The following is a 10,950-nucleotide window of genomic DNA, read 5'->3' as shown; positions in this document are numbered from 1 at the left end:
ACTCATGGCCGCTGTGACTCACCCTGTGCGGGGACTGCATTCGCGCCGATCGATCCTCTCGATTCGCTCGGAGGGATCGATCCTGTCGATCGGCTCGGCCTATTCGATCCTGTCGATCGGCAGCGTGGGCTCGGTGCTGTCGATCGGGTCGGTGGGCTCGTTCGGCTCCATCATCTCCTCGGCGTCGTTCGGCAGCCTGGGATCGGCCTTCTCGGGCCTGTCGCGTTGGTCGCTATTCTCCTGGACCGGAGATCGGCAGAGCTTCAGCCGGGGCGACGAGGACGAACCCGACCGCCACTTCACGCTGCGCGTGGTCCCCGAGGAACCCGATCTGGCTCTGGACCCGACCTGCCACTGCCAGACGTAACTACCACCATTGGCCGTATTGCGGGGCCAGCACGTTGTTGACGTCCACGGAGATGCCGCCCACTTCGCGCTTGTCGATCTCGAACTGGTGCAGGTGGGCGCCGGGGTGGACGTAGCCCTTCGGGGTGCCCCAATTGTGTTGCCAGAAGTAGGAACCCAGGCCCGCGTCGCTGATGTTGTCGATGGTCGGCGAGTTGGCGTAGACGCCGAGGCGCTCGCGGCCGATGACCGTCTCCCAGCCGCGCAGGTACGGGTCGATCATCTTCTCGAATTCTTCGTCGTCCGGATTGTCGTCGATCGAGGCGTAGATCGGTGCGCTGTCGGGCCCGCCCGCGGACTTGTGCAGCATCAAACCCCGTGCGGCGTGCCGCAATCCGGCCTCGTAGCCGCCGCGCCAGTCGGCGGTCGGCCCCTTGCCGAACTGGTAGCAGGAGACCACGGACAGGCCCGCGGCGCGCAGCGCGTCGACCTCGCGGGCCAGCAGGGGTTTGCCTTCCATCCATTCCGCGCCCGGCCGCCGGTCGGAGACGTAGCGGATGACGCCGAGATGGCCGTCGTCGCTGATGGAGCGGGGTGAGGGCACGCCGCCCGCGTAGTCGAGCAGGGTGCCGAGCGACTGCTTCTTCGCGTTGGCGGTGGCGGGTGGGAGGGCCAGTCCGGCGGTGATTCCGGCGGCGAGAGCCGTTGCGCCGGATAGGAAGTTCCGTCGATTGACATGGGCAGAACGCATCTCGGGCTCCTTCGCGCGCACACTCACTGGTCGAACATGTCGAACAAAAGCGGCGTGCCCGGCGCACCTTCCCCGATGAACAACAAGATCATCCGTGCGCCGGGAGCCCTGAACGTGCCCTCATTTCACCATATTCACATTGGAATCGCCAGACTCATCGGGCACAGCGGCACCATATGTCACATGCAGGTGAAGCCGGGCAGCACCCGGGAAGGAGCAAAACTGCAGCTATCAGACGCGCGTGGACTCGAGCCGCGCACCGACATCGATGGTCCGACGCGACACGTCGGCCACCTCGGTGCGCACCACATTGGCCACCTGGGCGGCGATCTGCTTGCGCATGCCCGCGATCTTGCCGAGCGCGGCGGCCCGCCAGCCCTCGGCCGTCATGTCCAGGTCGATGTCCCCGGCCCGCGGCGGCACCGCGTCGATCACGATCAGCAGCGGTTCCGCGGCCCGCGCGGTCAGCGCCACCGGCACCTGCACCTCGGCCTTGTAGCGGTTGGTCTTCAGCACGTCCACGGAGATGTCCAGGCTCACCGGAATGGTGAGGTCGAAGCGCACCAGGGCGGGATCGTGGTCGTGGTTCCCGGCCGCCGCCTGCGCCGCCTGCGCGGATTCGGCCGCGGCCTTGGGCAATTCGGCGATCCGCGGCTCCGGCGGGGCCGCGGGCGTGACCGGTCCGGCCTCGGCCACCTTGGGCAGGCGCACGCTGCCCTGCACCCAGACCTCGGCCTTGTTGCCCGGTCCGGTGCGCATCGGGCCGACCTCGATGGGCTTGCCCGCCATGGATTCCACGACCTCCTGCACCCGCTCCACGGTGACGATGCGGGAGAAGAAGCGGCGGCCGAACTCGTCGTAGCCGATCCAGTCGTGGGTGGGCCGCCCGCGGTAGGGCGAGTTGGTCTTGTTGAGGATGGCCTCGACGTCGAAGGTGCGCCCGCGCTGCGAATCCGGGTCGGCCAGAATGGCGTTGATGCGGTTGGCGACCTCGCGCTGCACCAGCTGCGCGATCGGGTTGAGCAGCAGTTCCCATGCCGTGCCGATGGCCTGCGCGCGCATGACGAAGCTGACGTCGCGGCCGGTGACCGGGGGAATGTCGATGACGATGAGCAGCGGGTCGGCGGTGCGGGCGTGCATGGTGAGGTCGATCTCGACGACCGCCTCCAGCCGCAGCCGCTGCCCGCCGAGGGTGACGTCGACCCGCAGTTTCACCGGGAGCATGACGTCGAAGTGCACGTGCGGCCCGCGCCGGATGACGGTGGGTTTGCCGATGCTGCCCTTGGCGACGAAGCGGGCGAGTCCGGCAGGACCGATTCCGAAGGGCCCGATGGTGATCCCCCGTCCCGCCACACCGGAGACCGCGGATTCGATCCGGGATTCCGTCACCGCCGCCGCCACGAAACGTTCGCCGAATTCGGCGTAATCGATCCAGGTCGGTTCGTCGGACGACGTCATCCAGCTTCTTTCGTCGGGCGGGGACCCCTGTCCTGCCGATGAGGGGGCAGCAGGACAGGGATCGATCGACGACGCTGCCGGGCGCCGCCGAAACCATCGTAAGCGGAAGGTGCGCTCAGGAGTACACCCCGCCCCGCGTGTTTCCAGAATGTGGAATCAGCGTGTTCCCAATCGCCCGAATCCGACCAGCCCCGTTGTGCCGGATGGGCGGAATTTGTGGATGGCCACTCCACCGGATTCCCCGGCTTCATTGCCACCTACCGTGGTGATGGTATCCGAATCTACGGCAATCACAATATTCGTGTGCTGGGTGAAGACGCTGGAATCGGAGTACATCACCACATCTCCGACCCGCGGTAGATATCCGTTGTTGGCCTGCTCGAAACGGTGTTGTCCCCGGTAGTACTCCTCCAGGGTGTAGACGCCAGGAATACGCCAGGAGCCGGAATTCGGATTGCTCAAAGGTTGTCCGGCCGCGCGCATCACCCAGCTGACGAAGTCCGCGCACCAGGGTTCGGCAATGCCCTCGGAGTATTTGTCGCGGCCGGACTGTTCGTCGAATTGCTCGCGCAGGATCTCCACCACTTGTGCCTGCTCAGCGCTCAATCCGGTGGTGTCGACGGCCGGAAAATCGTGCAGCAGACGGCCGTCCATCTCGCGCGGGCCGTAGGGCACCTCGTGCCGGTGCTGCTGCCAGTACCGCACGCCGAGCACGCCCCCGACGCTCAGCGCCGAAATCACCACCAGCGCAACGGTGCTCACCACCAGCCAGCGGCGGCGAGGGCGTGGAGTGTGCTCCAGCTCGTCTGTCATTCGATCCTCCCCGTTTCCGGCCGTCCATCGGCCCTATCAGGTAGGACGTCGCCCGAGATCAGAGAGTTCCGGTCTCCGCAGATCTCCACAATTTCTTCACGATCGGCGCACCAGGCGGCTGCGGCCCATCGGCCCGAGGCGGCTGGCCTGCAGCAGCCCCGCGCCCGGGTGCGCGAGTTCCACCAGGTCGGCCTGCACCCGGGCCTGCAGCCTCTCGGCGGCCGCCCGGTGTTCGGCGGCCTGCTGGTGATCGCCGAGATAGGCGGCCAGTTCGGCCAGGATGTAGTCCATGGGCCCGAGCACCGACGCGCCGGTCTCCAGTCCGCAGAAGGTGCCCGAGTAGGGCAGCAGCTGCCGGTAGATCGCGAGCGCCCCGGCCGGATCCTCCAGCGCGATGGCGAGCCGGGCCTTGACCGCGGTGAAGGTGGACCAGAACTGCGGGGCCAGCGGGGGCGCGGCGGCCAGCACCCGGCGGGCCTCCTCCGCGCGGCCGGAGTGCACCAGGGCCAGCGCGTATCCGTGCACGAACAGTTCGGGTTTGATAGCGGTGCGTTCGCGCAGATCGTTCAGGTACTCCGACATATCGTTGCGCAGCCAGCCGAGGGAGACCGCGATGCCCACGTGCAGGGCGTTGGGGTCACGGCTCAGTTCGGCCTCGCCCTCCCCGGAATGCGCCACCAGATCGTCGAGGTCCGACGAGCCCTCGGCGAGCAGCCGCCGGACGTCATCGGGATTGCCGCGCAACAGTTCCAGCACCATGCCGAAGGGTGCGATGGCGTCGAGCAGGTGCCGCAGCTGTCCGTCGGTGGCGTAGGCGCCGGCGTCGCGGGCGTGGTCGGCGGCGGCGATCAGATCGGCGTCGGCCAGGGTGGCCCGGAACAGCAGATAGTGTGCGAGCGCCCGGAATTCGGTGAGCTCGGCCTCGGTGGACACCTGAAGCAGCTGCGCCGCATGCCTTCTCAGATCGTGGGCGCGCAGGAATCCGCCGGCCGCGAACGCCGCGAAGGCCTGGGCGTTGATGACCGTGCACAGCAGGTCCGGATCGCCGAGGGGCGCGGCCAGGGCCATGGCCTGCGCGGCGATGATGCGGGCCGCCGAGGGATCCTCGATGGCCCGGTCGAATACCGCGGTGACGTGCAGGTGCACGCGGGTGCGCACCGGCAGCTCCGGATCGGAGGAGGCGATGCGCAGCGGTTCCCGGATTCTCGGATCCGGCGTGTGCCAATCGTGCACCGACCAGATCAGCGGTGTCGGCCAGCAGGTGGCCGCATGCGCGAGCAGCCCGGTCCCGCCGATGGATTCGGCTAGGTTCAGCGCCTGCTCGCGGGCCGCCCGCGCCGCGATGTGCTGCCCGTCGTAGGCCAGCGCCACCACCAGTTCACAACGCGCCTCCAGCACCGCCAGCCGGTCCGCGAGCGCGGCCGACTCCCCCGGATGCCCGGCCAGCTCGTGCAATGCCAGAACGGAGCGCCAACGCCGGACCGCATCGGCGCGCATGCGCCGCTCCACACACCGGCGGGCCGCCGCCCGCACGTAAGGCAATGCCACGGTGGCGGTTTCGGTGTCGGCTCCGAGGGCGGCGTGATGCGCCAGCGCGTCGATGTCCCGCCCGTGCGGGACATGGACATCGTCCCGCGCCGGATTCCATGGGAGTGCCGAATTTTCATGCCCCGGCTCGCCGCCGACAACTTCGGCCGTGTCAGCGTCGGAAACCGGCTCGGTCGTCGTTGTGGCCGTGGCCTTTTCGCCGGTTCGCTCCGCAGCCACCTCATCGGCTCCCCGCAAGGCCGACAGCGCCCGACCGTCACGGCGGGTGGCCTTGGGCCGTGGCGACCCGAGCAGCGCCGCGACCAGGTGGTCGGCGCCCCACAGCGCGTTGAGCACGCGGTTTCCCACGCCCGCGGCGAGATCCGCGCCCGGCGCGCCTTTCGTCCCGGCACCGGCGGCGGATCCCCTTTCGCGACCGGTCAGGTCCGTTCGGGGGTCGGCCGACGCGCTGTCGCCCGGTTCCGGCTCGTAGCGGCTCGGTTCGGGGTCGCGGCGCAGGTATTCGAAGGCGGCCCAGTGCATTCGGGTGCGGCGCAGGGTGGGCAGATCGTAGTAGACGGTTTCGCGGACCAGGGCGTGGTCGAAGGTGATGCGGCCGGCGCGGTCGGTGCGCAGCAGGCGGGCCGATTCGGCGGTCGCGATGAGATCGATGACGGCGTCGGTGGATCGGTCGGCGGAGGCGGCGAGGGTGGTGATATCGCTGTCCTCGCCCCAGACCGACAGGTGCCGCAGCAGATCCACCACATCCGGCGGGAGCTGGGCGATGCGGCGGCCCAGCAGGTCGCGGACGCTGTCGGGCAGGGCGTCGGTGGTGCCCTGGGTGGCAACGAGTTTGGCGAGTTCGCGCACGAACAGCGGGTTGCCGCCGGTGCGGCGGCGCAGCAGTTCGATGGTGCGGTCGTCGAGTTCGGTGAGTCCGGCGGCGGCCGCGGCGCGGCGGGTGCCCGCCATGTCCAGGCCGTCGAGGTCGATGCGGTCGGCGGTGAAAAGCGCCAGGGCGGCGGCGGTGTCGCGGACGCCCGCGCCCGCCTCGGTGCCGCGCAGGGTGGCGACGATGAGGATGGGGCGGTCGCGCAGCCAGTTCACGACCTGCCGCAGCACCTGCAGGGTGGCGGTGTCCGCGCCGTGCACGTCCTCGAGCACGATGGCGATGGGCGTCCCGGTCGAGCGCTCCCGGCAGGAGCGGACCACGCGCCGGGCCAGGGTGAAAGCGTCGGCGGCGGTGAAGGTTTCGGGGTCGGCGGCGTCGAGGCCGGTGAGCACCTCGGCCCAGGCCCAGGCGGGCGGGGCGGATTCGACCTCGGGGCAGCGGCCGAACACGGTGGTCCAGCCGCGATCGCCCAGGTGCTGGGTGATGGTGGTGGCGAGGGTGGTCTTCCCGGCCCCGGCCTCCCCGGAGAGCCACACCAGGCGTACCTGCCCGGCCGCCGCGGTGTCGGCGGCGGCCAGCACGGCCGCGCGCTGGGGCGCATATCCGGTGTCCGGCAAGGGTTCCGGGTCCGGCCGGGGTTCGGGCTCGACGGGTTTGGCGGGCGCGGGCGGCGCCGCGGTCTCGGTGTCGACCGAGTGCGTGAGGATGGCGGTTTCCAGATCCCGCAGTCCCGGACCGGGATCCACGCCGAATTCCAGGGTCAGGAATTCGCGGCTGCGCCGCACGGTGGCGAGCGCGTCCAGCGACTGTCCCAGTCGGTACTGCGCGACGGCCAGCAGCCGCGCGCACTCCTCACGGCCCGGATGCTCCTCGAGAATGGGCCGCAGCGCCAGTACCACCTCGGCGGGCCGGTTCAGTTCCAGCGCCGCCTGGGCCCGCAGTTCGGCGGCGGTCAGGCGCAGGGCCAGCAGGCGCGCGGTTTCCTGTGCCGCCCAGGGCATTCCGGGGAACGATTCGAAGGCCGCGCCGTGCCAGCAGGCCAGCGCGGCGTCCAGCACCCGCACCTGTTCGAGAGGTTCGGGTCGTCCGGCGGGGTCCCGCATGGCGGCCTCGTGGCCGTGCAGCAGTTGTTCGAAGTGCCAGGAATCCACTTGGGACGGCTCGAGATTGAGCGCGTAACCGTGGGATTCGGACACGATGATCCGCGAATGCGCCCGCCGCGGCCGGTCGGGTTCGAAGACCCGGCGCAGATTGTGGATGTAGACCTGTAGCGCGGCAACGGCTTTGGCGGGCGGGTCGCCGTGCCAGAGATCGTCGATGAGCCGTTCGGTGGGCACCACCCGGCCACCGGCCGCGACCAGCCGTCCCAACACCGCGCACTGCATGGGCGCGCCCGGAGGCACCCGTGTTCCATCGATGCTGATGTGCAGTGGTCCCAGCACCCCGATGCGTATGAGCGCCATGTCGCCGTGCGACCCCCGTACCCAACTTCGAATAAAACCAAACAGAGCGCTCTCAATATGACAGAAATTCTGCGAGACCGCCCTGTCTTGTGATCCGGCTTAACTCGATACGAAGTCGCTGTGAAGAGTTGTCCCGCACACTGCCCAGGGTGTTCGACTCCACTCCGCCGCCGGACGCCGATCTCACGGTGCTGCACAGTCTTCCGCATCCGGCCTGCCTGCACGACGGCGGCTACGACGTGGTCGCCGCGAACGACGCCTTCCGCCGGCTCTTCCCCGGCACCGGCCCGGGCGCGAATCTCATGACCGCCATCCTGCTCGAACCCATGGCACGCTACCGGCTCGGCGACTGGGAAGCCGAAGCGCAGGTGATGGTTTCGGCCTTCCGGGCCGCGGCGCCGGGGCTGAACCCGGAGCGGGTCGAGGAGATCGTCAATCTGGCGCGGCGCTCCCCCGACTGGGATCGCCTGTGGGACACCGCGGTCACGCCGCTGCCGCCGCGCGAGCGCACGGTGCTGATGAACGATCCGGAGACGCGCAGGGAACGCCGGATGTATGTGCAGACCTTCGAGTTCCAGTCACCGCGGCGGCCGTGGTGGCTGCTGACGGTGGTGCCGTTCGACTGAATCGGATACGCGACTCAGGCCTGGGCCGCCGGCACCTCGAACCAGCCGTCCTCGGGTTCGGCGTAGCCGTGATACATGAGCGGGATGCGCCGATCCACGCCGAAGTGCCGATACACCGCGAGCATGGCGGCGCGCACCGCGTGATCGTGGAAGTCGTCGATGCGGCGCGGGCCGAGCCAGTGTTCGGGCAGCAGGGCCAGCCGCGTCATCTCGTCCGGATCGTCCATGTCCAATCCGATCGGCCCGGGATCGGCGATGAAGTGATCGTGCAGCACCGCGTGCACCCCGCGCGGATCGTGCCGCCCCGCGCCGAAGGCGAGGAAGCGCGTGCGGATGGCGGGTGAGCCGTGGGCCTGCAGCCAGTCGACCAGATGCGGGTTCGGGCGCGGAATCGATCTGGCGGACAGGGGTGTCTGCTCGACGAGGTGCAGCACGCTCGCGCCGGGAACGCGGGGTTCGGGGACGAGGAAGAGACTGAGCACCGGAGATCCGGACGTGCTGTCGCAGAGGCAGACCTTGGTGTATGTCGGGTCGGGCATGCGCCGCTCCTAGGCAGGAGAGGTTGCGGGCGTCGTTATCCGAGTTGTGCCGGTGCGTCGAGTCACCAGACTCGGACAGGTCTCTCCTCGACGCCCGACCGTTGCAACACCCGGAATTCTACGCCCCGACCAGCCGCCCGCGGTTGCTCTGCCGGGCCGGCTGCGCCGCCAGCTGACCCTCGATGGTGGCCCGGACAGTGGGCCACTCGTCCTCGAGGATCGAGTAGAAGGCGGTGCTGCGCACCTCGCCGTCCAGCCCGCGCGAATGCGCCCGCCGGACGCCGTCGCTGGTGGCGCCGAGCCGCTCGATGGCCATGCGGGAGCGCAGGTTTCGCACATCCGCCCGCATGGCGATGCGCTTCACCCGCCAGACCTCGAAGGCGTGCTGCAGCAACAGCAGCTTGGACTCCAGGTTGATGCCCGCGCCGCGGGCCTCCCGGGACAGCCAGGTGTTCCCGATCTCGGCGGCGTCGGGCACCGCGAGCAGCGGGTCCCCATTGGGCATGCCGTGGACCAATGGCCAGACCACCGGACCTTGCCAATAGTCGAAGCGGGTGAACCGGGTCGAGCCCAGCACCCGGCCACTGGCGACGGCGATGATGGCGAAGGCCAGCGAGGTCCCGGAGGCATGCCCGGACAGGGCCTGAGCGATGTATTCCAGCGCCTCGTCCGCACCGTGTGGGACAGGCGTGAACGCGTAATCGTCACGATTTCCCGCGGCAGCCTCCGCAAGACCCGAAGCATGCTGCGGCGCAAGGGGTTCCAGCCGTACCAGACGGCCGGTCAGAGTTACGGGTACGGGCACGTTCCCTCGATCTTTCAAGTCGGTCGGGGGCTCGCGTCAGGCAATGGCCGCCCCGGCCACACGCTCCGGAATCGACGAACCAGCCCTGGCGCGCCAGTAGCAGCATCGGATAGTGGGATGAACGATAGCGGAACACCAGCGCACCGCGCCGCAGGCGGCATGTAAATTTCACGCGCTTTTCCGCGCGTCGCGCGGGCGTTTCACAGGTGTCGCTCAGCCGCCTCCGCCGAGGCCTCCCGCAACCCTCGGGCGACACCTGCGCCCGGCCCCCGAAAGCCCGAATACCTATGCGCTGGAAGGTATTCCTATCTCCCCTGTCGGCGCCCGCGGCGGGTCCTGTCCACTCGGCTCCACACCGCTGCGAAGCGTCCGGCCACGCGGTCCAGCAACATCCGCCGATCGGCACCCGCGAGCGCCGCCCCGAATCGATCTTCGGACCACGATTCCCAACCGACTCAGACGTTGTGCGCGGCGGTATTTTATGCCCTCCGCGGCCTACCCCTAACGTCGAATTCATGGAATGGAGTTTTCGTTCGGCCGAAGAGCTTTCGACTGCCTTGCGTGCCGGTGAAGTGACCTCGGTGGAGCTGACCGACGAGGCGATCGCCCGCATCGAGCGCGACGACAAGGCGATCAACGCGATCTGCGTGCCGGACTTCGACCGGGCCCGGGCCGCCGCACGCGACGCCGACGCCGCGCGCGCCCGGGGCGAGGACCGGCCGCTGCTCGGTATTCCGGTGACGGTCAAGGAGTCCTACAACATGGCGGGGCTGCCCACGACCTGGGGCATGCCGCAGCACAAGGATTTCGTTCCGGCGGAGGACGCGCTTCAGGTGTCGCGACTGAAGGCCGCCGGGGCGGTGATCCTCGGCAAGACCAATGTGCCGCTGGGCCTGCAGGATATCCAGAGCTTCAACGAGATCCACGGCACCACCAACAACCCGTGGGACCACACCCGCACCTCGGGCGGCTCCTCCGGCGGCTCGGCCGCGGCCTTGGCCTGCGGCTTCGGTGCGTTGTCGATCGGCTCCGATCTGGCCGGTTCCCTGCGCACCCCGGCCCACTTCTGCGGCATCTACGCCCACAAGCCGACGGTCGGGCTGGTGGCCACCCGCGGCATGATCGCCCCGCCTGCCCCGGCCCTCCCGACCGAACTCGACCTCGCCGTGGCCGGTCCGATGGCCCGCACCGCCCGCGACCTAACCCTCCTCCTCGATGTCATGGCCGGACCGGACCCTCTCACCCACGGCCTGGCCTACCAGCTGACCCTGCCGCCCGCCCGCCACGACCGCCTCGCCGACTTCCGAGTCCTGGTCCTCGACGACCACCCGTTCATCCCAACGGGTTCCGCTGTGCGAGCGGCCGTCAACCGAGTGGCCGACGCCCTGTCCGACAGCGGCGCCCGCGTCGAACGCCGCAGCCCCCTGCTCCCCGATCTGGCCGAAGCCGCAAGGCTTTACCGCCAGCTATTGTTCTCGGGCTCGGTCGCCCGGTTCCCCGTCGACGCGTACGAGCAACTGCAGACCCGCGCCGCCGCGCTGAGCCCGGACGACCGGAGCCTGGATGCCGACCTGCTGCGCGCCATGGTGATGAGCCACCGCGGCTGGCTCGAGGCAACCAACCGTCGCGAACTCCACCGCCAAGCCTGGCGGCAACTGTTCACCGAATTCGACGCCGTGGTCGCCCCGATCACCCCGACACCCGCCTTCCCTCACGACCACAACCCTGACC

Annotated in this window: 9 protein-coding genes; 3 read left to right on the top strand and 6 right to left on the bottom strand. The window is 69.3% G+C overall.

The genetic code is table 11. The features are described from left to right. Positions 1 to 4: 4 nt before the first annotated feature. On the top strand, positions 5 to 367 hold the full coding sequence (locus ACAM49_RS35165) for a hypothetical protein (protein WP_369639856.1): 363 nt from the start codon (positions 5 to 7) through the stop codon (positions 365 to 367). Here ACAM49_RS35165 and ACAM49_RS35160 read toward each other — a convergent pair whose 3' ends face one another. From ACAM49_RS35160 to ACAM49_RS35145, 4 genes are all read right to left on the bottom strand, one after another. Further along, positions 368 to 1,096, bottom strand: coding sequence for a DUF1906 domain-containing protein (locus ACAM49_RS35160; RefSeq protein ID WP_369639855.1), 729 nt, complete (start codon positions 1,094 to 1,096; stop codon positions 368 to 370). 231 nt (positions 1,097 to 1,327) lie between these two features. After that, on the bottom strand, positions 1,328 to 2,554 hold the full coding sequence (locus ACAM49_RS35155; RefSeq protein WP_369639854.1) for a hypothetical protein: 1,227 nt from the start codon (positions 2,552 to 2,554) through the stop codon (positions 1,328 to 1,330). A 156-nt stretch (positions 2,555 to 2,710) separates the two neighbouring features. Next, a complete protein-coding gene (locus ACAM49_RS35150; RefSeq protein ID WP_369639853.1) occupies positions 2,711 to 3,367 on the bottom strand; it encodes a CHAP domain-containing protein in 657 nt (218 codons plus the stop codon). Positions 3,368 to 3,463: 96 nt separating this feature from the next. Beyond that, on the bottom strand, positions 3,464 to 7,249 hold the full coding sequence (locus ACAM49_RS35145; protein WP_369639852.1) for a BTAD domain-containing putative transcriptional regulator: 3,786 nt from the start codon (positions 7,247 to 7,249) through the stop codon (positions 3,464 to 3,466). Positions 7,250 to 7,398: 149 nt separating this feature from the next. Here ACAM49_RS35145 and ACAM49_RS35140 point away from each other — a divergent pair, with 149 nt between their 5' ends. Further along, positions 7,399 to 7,875, top strand: a complete 477-nt coding sequence (locus ACAM49_RS35140; protein WP_369639851.1) for a hypothetical protein — start codon at positions 7,399 to 7,401, stop codon at positions 7,873 to 7,875. Between the two features lie 14 nt (positions 7,876 to 7,889). On the opposite strand, the gene ACAM49_RS35135 is transcribed toward ACAM49_RS35140, so the two are convergent. Then, the gene (locus tag ACAM49_RS35135) at positions 7,890 to 8,414 is read right to left on the bottom strand and encodes a hypothetical protein (protein WP_369639850.1); all 525 of its coding nucleotides are present in this window, start codon (positions 8,412 to 8,414) and stop codon (positions 7,890 to 7,892) included. A 118-nt stretch (positions 8,415 to 8,532) separates the two neighbouring features. Then, positions 8,533 to 9,219: a GNAT family N-acetyltransferase gene (locus ACAM49_RS35130; protein ID WP_369639849.1), complete on the bottom strand. Its 687-nt coding sequence runs from the start codon at positions 9,217 to 9,219 to the stop codon at positions 8,533 to 8,535. A 515-nt stretch (positions 9,220 to 9,734) separates the two neighbouring features. On the opposite strand from ACAM49_RS35130, the gene ACAM49_RS35125 reads away from it, so the two are divergent. Beyond that, on the top strand, positions 9,735 to 10,950 hold a 1,216-nt coding region (locus tag ACAM49_RS35125; RefSeq protein ID WP_369639848.1), incomplete at its 3' end, for an amidase.

This window comes from Nocardia sp. JMUB6875 (assembly GCF_041154655.1).
Taxonomy (GTDB): domain Bacteria; phylum Actinomycetota; class Actinomycetes; order Mycobacteriales; family Mycobacteriaceae; genus Nocardia.
This window is presented reverse-complemented; position numbering and strand designations above follow the sequence as displayed.

Excerpts from the sequence above, each read along its gene's own strand:
- ACAM49_RS35160 (WP_369639855.1), bottom strand. The coding sequence starts at position 1,096 with ATGCGTTCTGCCCATGTCAATCGACGGAACTTCCTATCCGGCGCAACG.
- ACAM49_RS35145 (WP_369639852.1), bottom strand. The coding sequence starts at position 7,249 with ATGGCGCTCATACGCATCGGGGTGCTGGGACCACTGCACATCAGCATC.
- ACAM49_RS35165 (WP_369639856.1), top strand. The coding sequence starts at position 5 with ATGGCCGCTGTGACTCACCCTGTGCGGGGACTGCATTCGCGCCGATCG.
- ACAM49_RS35150 (WP_369639853.1), bottom strand. The coding sequence starts at position 3,367 with ATGACAGACGAGCTGGAGCACACTCCACGCCCTCGCCGCCGCTGGCTG.
- ACAM49_RS35155 (WP_369639854.1), bottom strand. The coding sequence starts at position 2,554 with ATGACGTCGTCCGACGAACCGACCTGGATCGATTACGCCGAATTCGGC.
- ACAM49_RS35135 (WP_369639850.1), bottom strand. The coding sequence starts at position 8,414 with ATGCCCGACCCGACATACACCAAGGTCTGCCTCTGCGACAGCACGTCC.